This is a genomic window from Calothrix sp. NIES-2098, assembly GCF_963875125.1.
Taxonomy (GTDB): domain Bacteria; phylum Cyanobacteriota; class Cyanobacteriia; order Cyanobacteriales; family Nostocaceae; genus Aulosira.
In genome coordinates, this window is the sequence record NZ_CAWNKJ010000001.1 from 1,308,072 (window position 1) to 1,323,838 (window position 15,767).

Here is a 15,767-nt window from a genome sequence, read left to right on the forward strand (position 1 = left end):
AATTTAGTTAAAATTCTGTTCAATCTCTCCCTGTTTAGGCTGTTGATGATGCCTTGGTTTTGTGGGAGATACCACTGCTGCTTTAGGAATTTCGATCACTGGATTATTTAAGGCAACCATCAGCGGTGATGCAGGAACAGCAGCAGGTTCTGGCATGGTTTGTGTTGGTTCGATTCTGTTTTGCGCCAATTGCAACGTCCTGGTATCGCCACCAGGGATAATCCCGGCTAACGAGCCAATGACGCAAGCAGCAACTGCTGCACCTCCAAATGCCCAAGCTAACTGGGTACGGAGATGTAAACGTGCCATAACCTGCTGGACTGTTTTTTCTAGAGGCTGTTCGGTGGCTGGCACTGGCATAGTTTGCAAGCCTTGCCGTAGCTTTAACAATCGAGCATACAAGCACTTAACGGAGGCATCGTTTGCCAGCCATTCTTCTACTTGTCTGCGTTCGGCAGCTGTCACCTCTCCATCGAGGTAAGCACTTAATAACTCGAAGCGATCGCGCTTCACCATATCATCCATAGCACCCGTTGATTCATTGGTATGCTTATCCATTCCATCTGCTAAATCTTGAGGAATTTGCGAGTGAGAACGGTCGTAAAACTGAGAATCAGTAGTCATCTTAACATTATTACCAATTCATACACGGGTAAAGACAGTGAATATTTTTGAGAAATTCATCAATTCTGTTCCCCATCGCGGACTATATTTAAGCTTTCTAGACAATGATTAACTATTATTAAATAATGCTTAAATTCTGCCCTAGGGCAGAGGAAAGATACCCTAGATAGATTATGAATCTAGATAATTTTGCAGCTGGGCTTGCAATCTGGATCTAGCTCTGGCGATTCTCGACTTGACAGTTCCTAAAGAAACTCCAGTAATTTCGGCAATTTCTTCGTATGCCATACCTTCGATTTCTCTGAGAACAATTGTCGTGCGGAACACCTCTGGTAAATCGGCGATCGCTTCTCGCAATTGCTCGTAAAATTCTCTAGTTGTCAGTTCTTCCTCTGGCCCGGGAGTATCTCCAGCAATTTCCCAATCCATTTCACCATCATCTACCGAGCGGGGAGCGTCCAGCGATAAGGGGCTAACAACCCGCTTGCGCTTGCGTAACTCGTCATAGAACAAGTTGGTAGCAATGCGGCTTAACCAACCCCGAAATTTAGCTGGCTCTTGTAATCGGTTAATATTCCGATACACTCGAATCCAAACTTCTTGAGCCAAATCAGCTCTATCAGCCCAATCTGGTGCTAAGTGGTATAACACCCGATCGACCTGACTTTGATAACGGCGCAATAATTCTGCAAACGCAGCACGATCGGGACGCAGTCCAGCTTGACAGCGCAGAATTAAATCGTGATTAGAGAGTTTGTCAACTTGCACTGATGCTTCCGGACACCTCGCATCAACCGTTGACCAGGATACAGTAATCGATTGACTCATAGATCGTACTGGCTTTTAAATCATCCCTTACTATTAGACCTGGTACTTGGCAAGAAGTTCCGCAATTAGGGACGGATTTATGACTGGAACAATCAGGTATATAAGTTCGAGTAAATCTCAGGCAATCCAGTAAACCTTTTTGTGAATATAACTATTGCACAGCAAGCTTTTGAATCCAAATCAAGCAGCCGCTAGCTTTACAGCAATGTTACGTATATTTGTGCTGTCTCTGACATCTGGCACTATACGCTTGACAAAAATGATAAAAATAGTTACAGCAGAACGGGAAATTTAACAATTCGGTTAAAAAGAAATTGATGATTTTCCCCCAAACTAGAAAAATATACAAAGTTTTGAGATACTCAACATTTTATTGAGAAAGCTCCAATTGCTGAAATTTAGGTTGCTGTAACTGCTAGGACTTTTATTTATCTGGTCTTGTGACTAAAATTGTTGCTGATGTTTCTGTGTGCTGCTGATAATTAGCACCAGTCTGATCTTGATGAGGTACGCGAACTTGCAAAAAGAAATTAAGGGAAAATGTAATCGTGACTGCTAGCAATAGTTTTTCAAACATGGTCTCACTCCCACCCACACCATTAATGATTGATTGCTGCACCTCAAGAGTTCCAAGTAATAAAGTCTCTTATTTAGAGCTATTCTTGCTAGGACTTCTGCATAGCCCTAGTGTGCCCACAGGTATTAATAGATTCATAAGGAAACTAATAAGTATTGATAAATTTTTGATGAGTTGACGGTAAAGAAATCGGATTAGCCAACCGAATATGTCAGGGATCAACAAAAGGTGGTGGCAATGGTAAGAAATGAATCTGTAACGCGGATAATTATGTGGCTCTGTTTTGGGACAGCAATCTTATCTTTGCTTGTCTATTGGCGTGGGATCGCAACAGGAAAGCAGTTTGAGCAGCTAGCATCCACAAAGCCCAGCCAACAGTCATCTAAGAGAGTCCTAGGAGCAAGTGCTTTGGGCGCATCTGTACCCCCTAGCGCACGCACACAAAAGATAGCTCCATCTAAGTCTCCGGCAACAAAGCTTCACAATACTAAGTCGGAAACAAGCAGCGAAAATGTAGTTTTAGCAACGGGTGAGTTGCAAAAGACCAGACTAGTCTCGCCAGAACAACAACATAACTCTACTGTGTCGTTTCTGCCGCAGTCTTTGTTACCTCAAGCTTTGGCTCAACAAAAATTTTTGAATCCTGGGAAGCTGACAGACGGTAAAAGGCAAGTGGTGGTGGATTTAAGCGATCGCCGCGCCTATGTTTACCGAAAAGATGTGGTGATAGCCAGCTACCCCATTGCTGTGGGTAAGAAAGGTTGGGAAACGCCTACAGGTACTTTTCAAGTCATGCATATGCAGCACGATCCTGTATGGCGTCATCCAATCACTGATAAAGTATTTGCCGCAGGTAAAGATAGCCCTCTGGGCGATCGATGGATTGGTTTCTGGTCAGATGGACACAACGAAATTGGCTTTCACGGTACGCCAGATACCAACGTGATGGGAACTGCGATTTCTCACGGTTGTCTGAGAATGCGAAATCCCGATGTCCGATTACTTTACACGCAGGTGAGTGTGGGGACACCAGTTATAGTACGCGAATGATTTTTGTGAAAGGTCAAAGGTCAAGGGTCAAGGGTCATCTCCCTATGGACTCTTGACTCTTGACTATGGACTCTTGACTCTCAAGTTGACGATTTTTGCTCAAAAGCAGGTGCGTAAACTTGAAGCAAGTTGCTAACTTGGCGTAACACTTCGTTACCAGTGCTTTTGCCCACAACAGGCGTTCTGTTGTCATTGGGTTGGTCGAGGTTTCGACCAATCGCTTCACCTATTTGTTGAGAAATTAATTCTTGAAGTTCTGCCTTAGCTCTTTGGCGCTGGTAGTTAGCACCTTCTTCTGTTGTGGCGTATAGGGGAGGAAGGCGGTTGAGAGCATAAGCCGCGATATCGCCAACATCTAACGAGCTTTCGCTAGTAGCTTCAATTTCTGCTACGCGAGCGATCGCTTCTGTTAGTACCAACTCTTCCATGACGTTAATGAATTGTTTGCGAGGTACCGCCACAACCTCACCAGTCAGGAGTGCCCCCATGAGCCGATCCAGGGCCATATACTCTTCTATTGAGAGTTCCGAGGCGTTATCACAGATGCGCCCAACTTCTGCTTCCATTGCTGGTGTCAGATAACCATCTTGGAGAGCTTGTTCTACAATTTTTTCAATACTCATAACACTAATCATCTTTAAGCCACCGCAGCAAGGTAGGGACGGTACCAATCTAGTTTATTTTGCCTAATTATAGGCAAAATAATATACAAATGATGTACAGTTGAGATCGATCTTTTCTCTGCTACTCTACACCCTTAGTGCGCCAAGGAGTTGGATCGACACATTGTCCATTGACATACAGACCCCAGTGTAAATGAGGCCCAGTTGCAGCACCTGTTGAACCTACTGCGCCGATTAGCTGACCAGCTTTGACAACATCGCCTTCTTTGACGTTAATGCGACTTAGATGCATGAAAATACTGGTTACTCCTTGACCGTGATCGATGCCAATGACATTACCATGAACCCGGAATCCTTGAGATACTTTGCCAACTAAAGCTACTTTTCCCGCAGCAGGAGCAACCACGGGTGAACCCGCTGCACCAGCGTAGTCAACACCACGATGGTAATAATCATTGGCAAATTTACCATTATAGTAGCGGCGTACGCCATAAATTGTACTCACTCGCCCGCTATTGGGCGGCAAAAACTTGCCATTCCAATACTTTTCGGGAGTTTGTAGAGCTTTGAAAGCAGCCACGCGTTTGAGTTCTAACTCTGTGGCTTCTAATCCAGCTTTTCCAGGCGGTAAATTAATTCGTTGTACGGGAAATTTACGATTTCCCACCTGTACAGAGAGGTTTTGCACCTGACCATCCCCAGAAATGCGGAGTGTTCTAGTTCCAGCTTTTTCTAGGGGTGTTGTGGGGATAAAAGCCCGATATTGATTAGGTGCAATTTCAAAGGCAGGATAGGTCTTGTCGCCACTAACCACTGTGGGGTTGTTAGCATTCTCAGGATTATCTAAATTAATCCTGACTGAGAGAGTGTCTCCCAACTGAGGATTATTAGGATTTACTTGTACCTGCAATGCATCTACAGGCAATGCCAAAGCGATTGGGAAAGCAGCAAACATTCCCATAAACAAATTTGCTGTACAGCGATTGGCTGTCAAACCTTTGATATTAAAACCAAACAAGTTTTTTTGAAATTTATTAGTACGATCCTTGATAGTCATAGAGCCACAAAAAACTTTACTTCTGTGGACAACAGACTAGCTTACTACTACTCGTGTTTCCTCATGAAAGTAAATGTTCTGGAAAAAGATAAATCTCCTTAAATTGTCCAGAGACTAAACTCTAATTGCCGTGTTGTCAAGAATCGGGAACGATAATTAATGTAGCTTTAATAGCTGTTGAGACAGACAAGAGGTAGCCTGAGGCAAAGCTATCCAGGGAACAATGCTTAGTTTAACTGTTTATTTAGTTTAATCTATCGCTCCTAGGAATTATTTTTATACTGTTACAAATTTTAGCTAAACCAGGACAGCCATAGTGGAAGTGCTAAAAGTAATCCGACAAAAGTCAAGGCAATACTGCTCGCCAATAAATTCCGATCTAGGTCGTAAACTTCTGCCAGAATTAATACGGAAAGCCCTGTGGGTGTTCCTGACATCAGTACCAGTACTAAACGAGCTTCACCAATTACACCTAAATAGGTAGCACTTAATCCTACCAGCATAGGCACAATCACAACTTTTAACATACTGGCAGCTACAGCCATTTTTAGGCTTTTCCACCCCTTAATTGCTTTCATCCGCAAACCAACCAGCAATAAAGCAAAAGCGATTACTACCCAGACAGCTTGTTCTAACCCTGACTCAACTACTGTGGGGAATTTAATAAATTGAGTATTTAAACCTATAAAGAATGCCCACAAGCTGGGAACAGTTAGCAAATCCCGCAACTGAATCCACCAATGATTTTTGGTTTCTCTTCTACCAAAATAGCTAGCAATTAAAACAGCAATGCCGTATGTACCCACAACATTGTTAGTAACGCTGAATAATACTGCCCAGTCCATATTTGCCGGGCCAGTTAGCACCTGTGCCAACGTCAAGCCGACAAAGCCTGTATTGCCTAAAATTGTCGCCAAAATAAAACTGCCTAAACTTGCCCGTGCTAAGGAGTCAATACTAGATAAGGAAGTTTCGGGCAAATCTAAACCGATTGGTTCTGATGGTACTTTTCGATTTGCTAAGGATTGCAACCCCCACCAAATTAGCAATGCGAGAACAAGACTCAGTACTAAGATAACTACTGCGATCGCAGGTATTAGTCCACCATGAGATAAATCTGTATGACGTGCTAGTACGAAAAGTTGCAGGGGGACTCCTACCCAGTAAAGCCCATAGCCGAGTAATTTAAGAAAACTCTCAGGGATAAACCGAGACAGTACTAGCCCTAAGCCAATCCAGGTTAACAGAGGAGTATAAGCATTGAACAGGTTTTCAATCATCGTACATTTGGCACCTTTGTTTCGGTGTCAGAAGGATTGCTGTTGTCCACAGAACTGCATAAGTTCTTTAATTATTGCTAAATTGTTGAGGCTCCTTAGTACTCTATCAAAGAAAGTTTGACTGTTACTTAGGAAACACTTTCAAAATTCAAAATTAGCCAAGCCAGATTTCAAAAGGGTTTCTGAGTTTGGCGCTATTGCTGAATTGTAGAAAACTAGTGTTAGCCTTTTTGAGAGAAACTGGAGATCGCAAGGCTTTTTAGCACCTACAAATATTTTTTGCCACAATAGGGAATTAGTAAAAATAAAGAATTATTATTAATTTTATATTTTTAGTTGACAATTGTAACTTTTGATTTTAAGTTTCCATCTTCGAGATGCACAATGCGATCGGCAATATCGAGGATACGGTTGTCATGAGTAACCATGAGGATAGTACAGCCTTGTTCTTTAGCTAACTTTTGCATCAAGTTGACGACATCGCGGCCCGATTGACTATCAAGAGCAGCAGTAGGTTCATCAGCTAAGACAATTTGCGGATAACTGACTAAAGCACGGGCGATCGCTACTCGTTGTTTTTGTCCTCCCGATAAGCGATCTGGATAGTAATGTAGGCGATGTCCCAATCCTACTTGTTCTAGTATTTGGGCTGCGCGACTGCGCATTTCGGCTAATTCAAGAGGCTGATGCAATTCCAAGCCCATTTTGACGTTTTGCAGTGCCGTCAAACTACCATGCAAATTATCCGCTTGGAAAATATAACCGTTACGGCGTCTAGCTTCTACCAATTCTTGAGTACTTGCACCGCAAAGTTCTCGTCCTAATACTCGCAAACTACCAGACTGGGCAGAACGCAATCCACCCACCAAGGTGAGAAGTGTCGTTTTACCCGAACCAGACGGCCCAGTCATGATGATAATTTCACCACTATTTATCTCTAAATTGATATTAAATAAAACTTGCTTGCGGAGTTGACCATGACCAAAATAGTGGTCGAGATTGCGGATTGAGATTACTGGTTTGCTAGACATTAGCAAGGACAAGGAAGTGTGGGGAGTGTGGGGAGAAATGACATTTAAAACATATCTGCGGGGTCTGTAGACTGTAATTTACGAGTAGCGATCGCCCCTGAAATTGCACACATAATAATTGTCAGAATTAGCACGCATAAAGCTCTAGTAGCAGTCATGTACATTGGTAAATTTGTCGCATTACAAGTGAGATAATAAAGTACCAAAGAGACTGCTGTTCCAGGTATAAAGCCTAAAATAGCTAAAATTACGGCTTCTTCAAAGACTACACCAAGCAAGTATAAATTGCGATAACCCATCGCTTTAAAAGTGGCATATTCTCTGACATGAGCATTCACATCTGTAGAGAGGACTTGATACACAAGAATCACTCCTACAGAAAAACCCATCGACACACCCAGATTAAAAATAAATCCAATCGGAGAGTTTCTGCGCCAAAAATCATTCTCAAACTCAATAAATTCTTCATGAGTCAGCACTTTGACCTCATTTCCTAAATGAGATTTTAATGCTGCTGCTACCTGCTGGCGATCGCTATCTGGTTGCAACCGAATCAAACCGACACTGACATTACCAGCTAGCTGTTGGGGAAATAGCCGCAGAAAGTTCTCATCGCTAGTCATCAAAGTGCCATCAGCCCCAAAGGAAGCCCCGACTTTAAATAAACCACTAATAGTTACCGTTCGGTGTTGAATTTCGGTCTTGACGGCCTTACCCCGTTCGAGTTGGGCAATTGTTTTTTGATATTCTCCTCTAGCACCACGGTCGAATAAGACTGTGTATGGTTGTTTAATCGCCTGCAACTGTTGATTAACTTCTGGTAGATCAAATGTGGGCTTATCTGGATTAAACCCAATTACGAGAATCTCTGTGTCGCTTCGTGTTTGCGGATTCTTCCAAATCATTGTGCCGATATAAATTGCCTCTGCTGACTTCACCCCAGGTATATCCATAGCTTGGTAAAGTCGTCGCCGTGAAAAGGTAGATATTCTTTGTAAGTTACGAGTTTGGGAACCGATAAGTACGACATCTGAGAGCAAACTGCGATGTAGTCTGGTGTTACTGTCATACAAAGCACTCTGAAAGCCAAATTGCATGAACATCAGGACATCAGCAAAAGCAATACCTGACAGTGCTACCAGCAGGCGACTTTTTTCATGACTCAGTTGTAACCATCCTAGAGGTGTTCGCCGTCGCAGTTGTTGGATGATTCCCATCATTAAAGGTGCTGATACTAAATTGTTATCTTTTGTCGTAGTTTGAGATTAATAAGATTGCTTCCCTATACTGCATTCCGGTCGCAATGACAGATAAATCGCAACTGGCTATGAGTAATGAAAACGAACCGCAAAGTACACGAAGTAAGAAAAAAGAGAAGATGTTCGAGAAAAATTTAGGATTGCTGTGTTTGGATTACTACTTTGACTTGCATATTAGTAAATTTGGCAGCTTTTTGGCTGGAGGCTCGATCTAGGCGTATATGAACTTCAATAATTCGGCCATCAATATTGCTAGAAGGGTCTGTATTGATGACATTTTGCCGTCGCACTTGTAAGCCTACCCAATCTACCGTTCCCTGCAATTCATCAGGGAGAAATTCATTAATTACTCGTACTCGCTGACCTGGATGTACTTTGCTGATATCGCTTTCATAAACCTCAGCTACAGCGTACATCTGGTTGGTTTGCCCAATATTGGCGATACCATCATCTGAGATGATTTCTCCCGGACGGCTGTGGATCTCAAATACTTGTCCATCTTGGGGCGATCGCACGTAAGCTTGTTGTAAATTTGCTTTTGCTAAACTCATGGCGGCTTCGGCACGATCTACTTCTGCTTTAGCGGCTGCAACATCGACACTGCGAACTTCACTAATTCGATCTAGATTGGCTGTGGCTTCTTTAAGTTGTTGTTGGCTAGCCGATTGAATTTGTTGTAATTGTGCTTGGGCTTCTTGAAGATTTTTACGGGCGCTTTCTAAAGTCAGGCGTTTGCTATCTTTTTGAGAAGCAGAAATTGCTCCTTGGTGATACAACTGCTGATAGCGGCGGTCTTCGGCTGCGGCGTTTTCCACTTGGGCTTGCAAGCGGGCGACTGTAGCTGTTTGCGCCTCGATATTGCCTTTGCGTTCTGCGGCTAAACGCGCGATCGCGGCTTTTTGAGCGAAGATTTCACCGCGTTTGGCTCCTGCTTGCGTTTTAGCCAGATTTGCTTGAGCTACTTTTACTTGTTCTTGGACTTCTTTTAAAGCTGCTTGGAGGCGATCGCGACTGTCTAAAATGGCAATTACCTGATTTTTTTTAACTCTATTTCCTTCCTTGACGAATAACTGCTCTACTCGGCTCCCTTGCACAGAGACAGTAGCAGAAAGTTTAATAATCTCTCCCTTTGGTTCTAATCTTCCCAAAGCTGTTACCGTTTTAATTTCAGGTAATTTTTTAGCTGCTACTTGTGTGTCTAAGTTGCTAGAATCTTGCAAACGTTTTACTGTATAAAAGCTGATACCGCCAACCAATAAAGATGCAATTATACCGATCAAAATGGATGGACGCAGAATAGACTTAGGGGACAATCTGTACCCTAGTTTTGAATTTTGCACCATATATTACCTCTTACTGGTGGCGCAGAAAATCTAAGTTTTGCAAACAACTAATGTTTTGACACTTGAAATTAAGAACAATGAAGTAGCTATTTTTATTGCTCCAAAATTGATTAATTTTTTCTCTATTCCGACTCCATAACAAATTTCAAAATTATTGAGTAATTAACTACATTACATATTGAGGTTGCAAGGTAAAACAAAAACCAGCATCTCTCAATAATAAATGACTTATTTGTTTACTGAAATCTTGATGTATATTAGATGTTTTAAATTATTAAGGTTGTAACAGCGCCAACAATCACAGTTAAATAACTAAATTTCATGACTTTTATAATTTAATAAATTGCTGACTAAGGGTAGTTTTCGATACAGTTTTCTGTGTAAACATACAAAGCTAATTGTTTAACTCAATGATGATGGAAATTTACAAATAAGCGCCAAAAATCAACCAAAATCAACTAGATTGTAAATAGATTTCACAGATTAGCCGATAGTTGTAGTCTACGGCTTGAGGTAATAATAAAGTATATGCTTGAAGCTAAATAGATGGTAAATAACTTGTATTGAGCTTCTTTTTAAACGGCTTTTGCATTCAAGATTAAGATGTAATTAATAATAGATAAAAGATGAGGGAGTAAAACTCCCTCAATAAGAAAAATTAGTACAGCCTAAACAAATTCTAACTAATTTCCAGCGTTGATTTATAGCTGTAAATAGTTGTCGTAAAAATCACTGCATTATGCAAAAGCAAAGTTATTTGCAGTGAGATTAGTTGATGTAATTCCCAACAATGAAGCTAATTCTGTATTTGCGGCTTTCACCAAAGTATCATTGCCTTGCTGCAACAGCGTCAAGTCACTAAATTTACTCACGCCAGCAATACCGCCAATACCAATTACGTCAATTCCTGGGGTAAAGTCGGTGACAATATTCTTGCTAGTTGGGAGGCTAGCATTGACAATCCACAATTGGTCAGCACCAGCACCACCAGTCAGGCGATTACCACCTCCAAAACCAGCAAATAATACATCATCTCCATCACCACCAAACAGGGAGTCTTTAGTATTGGAGTTGAGTATGTCATCACCGGAACCACCATAAAGACGATTATTGCTACCGCCACTAGTAATGGTATCGTTACCGGAACCGCCGAATTGTAATTGTCCTGAACCCTCGATAACTACAAGAGTGTCAGCACCAGCCCCACCAAATAGATTATTGCGACCCTTGGCTTCAGCCACGACGAGGGTATCTTTACCATTACCCCCGTCAACACCAGTACCACTGGCAGGGCCGTTTTGACCAACGACGATATTATCATCGCCGTCACCACCCAGCACAGAAGAGTTACTTCCTACCTGTACCGTGTCATTACCACCGCCAGCGTTAATTAAATTACTACTGGTAGCTTCAATATTATCTGCTCCTTCAGCCGTAATTAATACTTGTCCGGGCTTGAGAGTCACATCATCGCTATTCGGAGAACCAAAATTGAGATCTAGTGCGGAGGGCTGACCTACACCAGGAGCAAGGTTAAGCGGCTTCTCCAACTTCAGCAGTAGAATTTCGTTATTGTCGATGATGGGATTTTTAGGATCGTTCCCAGGACGACCTGTAGAGAAGGGATAGTTGTTGTCATTGGCTACCAAAATGGTATTTTTGTCAATCACCAAGACATCTTCAATAGTTTGGAATGGGAAGTCAAAGGTTTTCTTACCATCTCCATTGAGGTCGTTGGGGTCTTGGATATTTAACAGGTCTGCAACTTCTTGTTTTTGGACATAGCCATTGGCATCAGTCTTAGACAAGTCTACTTTATAGATCCGCTTGAATTTAGCTGCTGCTCCCTGGTTATTATCCCGTTCAATGACTAGGTATTCATTGTCATTAATAACTGTGAAATCCCCGATCGCATTTGCTGGATTATCCAGTTTGTAGTAGAGTTCTTTCTCTGTGTATTTGCGGCTAGCAATGTCAAATTCGTTAATCCGTAAAGCACCAGTCGGATCGCCCTGAACTGTTCCCTCTAACAGCATATAGAGCTTGGTTTTGCTGGCGTTGATTGTGCCGCCTTCAAAACCTTTGGAGCCTCCTAAGTTAGCAAAAGCTTTTCCTGAGAGAACATCAGGATTTTGTGGCGATCGCACTAAATTGTTCTGAGGATCGTTCAGTAAATCCCTAACTTTATCTCCGGTAATTGGGAAGTCTGTAAAGAAAGCATCAACACCCAGTTGAATGAATTGCTGAAACTCTAGTTCAGGATTACCTTTGTAATCTGCTGCTAGATACTGACTTTCATTGCGGAAAGTGTAGGGGTGAACCTGCAAACCTGCTGCATGAGCGTCTTGGACTAAGGTTGTCGGTGGTAAAGTTGTTTTATCAGCATCATTTACTACCCCATCCTTATTGACATCATCTGCCTTACCATCGCCATCAGCATCAGTCCCTTTGACGCTGACAATCATCCGTTTCCAAGGCCCAATACCATCAGCATATTTGGCAATTTCTGCCAAGCCTTCTGGAGTTCGCAAATCGCCATAGGTGCGTTTGTCACCACTAACTTTTAGATCGTAAGGCTGACTTTCAATCAGCTTACCGTTGATGTCAATGTCTTTGGCATCGAGAAGTTGGACAAGTGGGATATCTACCCCAGCTTTAGGCATGATGACATCATGCAGTTCTTTGAGGTTGCCGACTTCAAAGGACTGAATGAAAATACGGCTAGGATCGGTGAAGTTCTCTGCTTTGAGCGTATCGATGAGTATCTGACCCAAATTCCGGTTAATTTTGGTGTCTGTGCCTACATAGGTAGCTTCTTTGGCAGTGTAAGTTGGATGTTTGGTTTCTGGGTAAATGCCAATCTTTTTACCAGTTTTAGCTTCCACATCCTTAACTAGGTCAATGATTTCCTTTAAAGTAGGAATTTCAAATTGACCGTTGTAGGATCGATCGCGGAAAGATAGACGCTCAATTGCTTTTAATTCTTTGATTTCAGCTAAGGTGAAATCTTCAGCAAACCAACCTGTAATTTGGGTTCCATCTAAATTTACAGTTTTCTTGCGATCGGCAAATTTAGCGATTTCAGCCACATTGGTGGTGGTATTGCTGGTATTTAAAGTGCCATCAGCATTTAAAACCGCTAAAGCTGGTTCATGACGAGCAATTAGCACACCATCTTTGGTAACTACCAAGTCTGGCTCAATAAAGTCTGCACCTTGCTCAATTGCCAGTTTATATGATTCAAGGGTATGCTCTGGACGAAAGCCGCTTGCGCCTCTATGACCCAGAACTTTCGGTGCTTTACCGTCTAAAGTCTTAAATTCATCGGGTGTCGCAATGGGAGCTTCTAATAACTTACCAGTACTATCAAAATGTAGCAGGTAGGGGCCAAACTCATCACCAATCCAGAAGCTACCGTCTTTATCAACGATCAATGATTCAACATCAAAGTCAGCACCAGTTAGCCATCTTTCACTAGTTCCCTCATTAGTAATTTTGAAAGGAACCTTTTTATCTGGATCGGATAGTTGGATGTAGTCTAAAAACTTGACACTACCATCGCCATTTTCTGTTCCCTTAAAATTCGGGTCTAGACGTTGGATACGTAGCAAAAAGTCTGCACTGTTGTCTTTAGCACCGTAACCGTTGTCTGAGAGGAAGTAGAAGGAATTACTGTTAGCGAATTGTACGCCACTTAAGCCTTGTACTGGCTGTCCTGGGAAAGGCCCGGTTCTACCGTTGGCAGAAATCTTGCTACCAGAAGCAGTCCCTTCACTAAAAGTATCCGCCGGGAGAGAAGCAAAACCGACTAACTCAACTTTAGGTACTATTGAAGCAAACATAGTTTGGTAAATGTGGGTTTGATCGTTTAAACCCGCAATTCCCGGAATCTGATAACCATAGGCTTCATACCCTTTACCCGCCAGGCTAGTGAGAACTTCCGAACCAGCACCTTGGTAGTAAACGGGAACTGGACGGTTAGTGTGACTTCCCCAACCATATTTAACATTGGGATCGGAACCCCAATAATGTCCCACTTCTGCTGGCTTATCCAAATCGGTTAAAGCTTCAGCACCTTTATTTGTTACTAGAGTGGGAAAATCACCGTTGAGAGTCAGGTAGTGATCGTGGTCAGCAGTAACGATGAGGAGGTTGTTTTCCCAACCGCCATTTTTGTCGATCCAGTCAATTGTTGAGCCGACTGCTTTGTCGAAGTCCAACATAGTACCGATCAGGTTGTCTATGTTGTCATCATGGGCTGACCAGTCAATATCGCCACCCTCAACCATTAACCAAAAACCGTCGGGGTCTTTCTGTAATACATTTAATGCAGCCTTTGTTAGATCGTTGAGAGTGGGGTTTTCGTTAACCTCTTTGGCAATAAAAGATGCATCGGTCTCACCTGGAAGTAGGGGACGCTTTTTATCCACTTTGGCGTCATCACCTTGATTAGCGAAAACGCTAAACATATCTAATCCAGTGGTGCTGTAATCACCGTTAGCAGAACTGACAGGCAAGTTACCATTTTGACCGCGCGCACCGTACAAACCCAGGAGGCGATCGCCTTTTTCGGGATCGAGTTTCGCCGCCGTTTCCGCTAATTTCTTAGCTGCATCCTGACCTCTTTCTAAAAAGGTGTAACCGTAGAGGTTATTAGTGGGTTTAGTGCTGAGTTCTGTATAAGTAGATTTACTGATAAATTCATTGCTGGTATTCGGCTCAACTCCTGAGGGTAATAAGTCTCCAGGTGCAGAGAGTGGATGACCGCCACCAAGTAAGACTGTGGGTTGATAAACTCGGAGTTCCTGTTGCAGAATGTTGTCTAATCCTGGATATTCGCCATCATACTTGCTGCGACGGTTAACATTAGCCGCCGCAGCACCAGGTGTTGCATGGTCTATGGGAACCGAACTGACCAAACCAGTGGATTTACCGACACTGTTCGCAGTTTTGAGAATTGTTTCCAGAGGATCTTCAAAAATATCAACGCCAATAGCGTTGTTGTAGCTTTTGACTCCAGTGTAGAGAGTAGTAGCGGTGTTTGCAGAGTCGGGATAGCTGTATTTTATATATTCCGGGTCGCTACCGGGAGTCCAAGGATTAACGCCACCTTTAGCTGGGTCGTAACCTACTAGGTTACCAACAGCACCATCACTAACTTTTGCACCACCTGTTGGGGTATTACCTGGGTTAAAAGTTGGGTCAAATTTGAAACCAGGACGAACCGGACTCTCACCAGTGATTGGATTAGTACCATCTAGAGCTGAGTTACCAGTACTAAACACTCCTTTGCTATCTGCGATCGTTGTGCCATAGGTAGTTACTAAACCATAACCTTGGAGCGTTTGAAAGTTTAATCCTTGACCCTTACCTTCTGTATAAAAATCGCTGAGATTAGCACCTGTTTTACCATTTTGAATCTCTTTATATATGGATGCAGCACGAGCCATTTCCCAGCCCATACCATCCCCAATCATAATGATGACGTTCTTAGCCATGAAAGAGAATCTCCGTGTGTTTAATTGTCTAGATAGTTTTCGCTCAGTAGCATCAAAAACTTAATCTAGGGATGGTAAAAATAAAAGTTCTGGTTTAAGTATGTAATTTACTTTTAAGCTACTTCACTCTTGATTCGGTGAAATTTCTATCATTTATCATCAACATAAATCAATAACAAATGACGAATATGCGGCTAGTATTTCTTTTGTTTAATTAAGTGCTGCCTTATATTCAAGTAATTAATGCTCAACCATAAACTATCAACCATCACTATAATTAAGATTTTGCTATAGCATTCAAGTATCAAAAGTCACAACGTATAAATTAAAATACATTGCAAAAGTTTTGAAAAAATTGTGAGATGGTTAAGAAATGGTTTATTACCAAAAAGTTAGGCTTGTATATTGTTTTTATCTATTGTGTTTGGTAATTAAGTTTTAGCAGGTTTAAATATAGTTATCGTTTGGTTAAATTTAGATGTTTGCATATAGTTCTGTTTTGTGATTGATGAAAAAAATAACTTTCCTAGATAAATAAAAGCAGATGGACACTGATATTTATCTGCGTCCATCTTTGGGTAGATATTTAAAAAATAA

Annotated in this window: 11 protein-coding genes; 1 reads left to right on the plus strand and 10 read right to left on the minus strand. The window is 42.0% G+C overall.

Annotated features, from left to right (window positions below):
* Positions 1-3 precede the first annotated feature (3 nt).
* From AACU33_RS05490 to AACU33_RS05500, 3 genes are all read right to left on the minus strand, one after another.
* The gene (locus AACU33_RS05490) at positions 4-624 is read right to left on the minus strand and encodes an anti-sigma factor family protein (RefSeq protein ID WP_096587406.1); all 621 of its coding nucleotides are present in this window, start codon (positions 622-624) and stop codon (positions 4-6) included.
* A gap of 171 nt (positions 625-795) precedes the next feature.
* Positions 796-1,452 carry a sigma-70 family RNA polymerase sigma factor gene (locus tag AACU33_RS05495; protein WP_096587407.1) on the minus strand — a complete coding sequence of 219 codons (657 nt, stop codon included), beginning with the start codon at positions 1,450-1,452 and terminating at the stop codon, positions 796-798.
* A 424-nt stretch (positions 1,453-1,876) separates the two neighbouring features.
* Positions 1,877-2,029 (minus strand): hypothetical protein, encoded by a 153-nt coding sequence (locus AACU33_RS05500; protein ID WP_339375780.1) that lies wholly within the window; start codon positions 2,027-2,029, stop codon positions 1,877-1,879.
* Between the two features lie 237 nt (positions 2,030-2,266).
* On the opposite strand from AACU33_RS05500, the gene AACU33_RS05505 reads away from it, so the two are divergent.
* The gene (locus AACU33_RS05505; RefSeq protein WP_339375781.1) at positions 2,267-3,079 is read left to right on the plus strand and encodes a L,D-transpeptidase; all 813 of its coding nucleotides are present in this window, start codon (positions 2,267-2,269) and stop codon (positions 3,077-3,079) included.
* A gap of 80 nt (positions 3,080-3,159) precedes the next feature.
* Here AACU33_RS05505 and AACU33_RS05510 read toward each other — a convergent pair whose 3' ends face one another.
* From AACU33_RS05510 to AACU33_RS05540, 7 genes are all read right to left on the minus strand, one after another.
* Positions 3,160-3,702 carry a late competence development ComFB family protein gene (locus AACU33_RS05510; RefSeq protein WP_096595148.1) on the minus strand — a complete coding sequence of 181 codons (543 nt, stop codon included), beginning with the start codon at positions 3,700-3,702 and terminating at the stop codon, positions 3,160-3,162.
* A gap of 121 nt (positions 3,703-3,823) precedes the next feature.
* A complete protein-coding gene (locus tag AACU33_RS05515) occupies positions 3,824-4,759 on the minus strand; it encodes a M23 family metallopeptidase (protein WP_096587409.1) in 936 nt (311 codons plus the stop codon).
* A gap of 293 nt (positions 4,760-5,052) precedes the next feature.
* Complete coding sequence (locus tag AACU33_RS05520; protein ID WP_096587410.1) at positions 5,053-6,039, minus strand: AEC family transporter; 987 nt, start codon at positions 6,037-6,039, stop codon at positions 5,053-5,055.
* 332 nt (positions 6,040-6,371) lie between these two features.
* Positions 6,372-7,070, minus strand: a complete 699-nt coding sequence (locus tag AACU33_RS05525; RefSeq protein WP_096587411.1) for a DevA family ABC transporter ATP-binding protein — start codon at positions 7,068-7,070, stop codon at positions 6,372-6,374.
* Positions 7,071-7,114: 44 nt separating this feature from the next.
* Complete coding sequence (devC, locus tag AACU33_RS05530) at positions 7,115-8,287, minus strand: ABC transporter permease DevC (protein ID WP_339376491.1); 1,173 nt, start codon at positions 8,285-8,287, stop codon at positions 7,115-7,117.
* A gap of 176 nt (positions 8,288-8,463) precedes the next feature.
* Positions 8,464-9,669 (minus strand): HlyD family efflux transporter periplasmic adaptor subunit, encoded by a 1,206-nt coding sequence (locus tag AACU33_RS05535; RefSeq protein WP_096595150.1) that lies wholly within the window; start codon positions 9,667-9,669, stop codon positions 8,464-8,466.
* 740 nt (positions 9,670-10,409) lie between these two features.
* Positions 10,410-15,170, minus strand: coding sequence for an esterase-like activity of phytase family protein (locus AACU33_RS05540; protein WP_096587412.1), 4,761 nt, complete (start codon positions 15,168-15,170; stop codon positions 10,410-10,412).
* Positions 15,171-15,767: the final 597 nt, after the last annotated feature.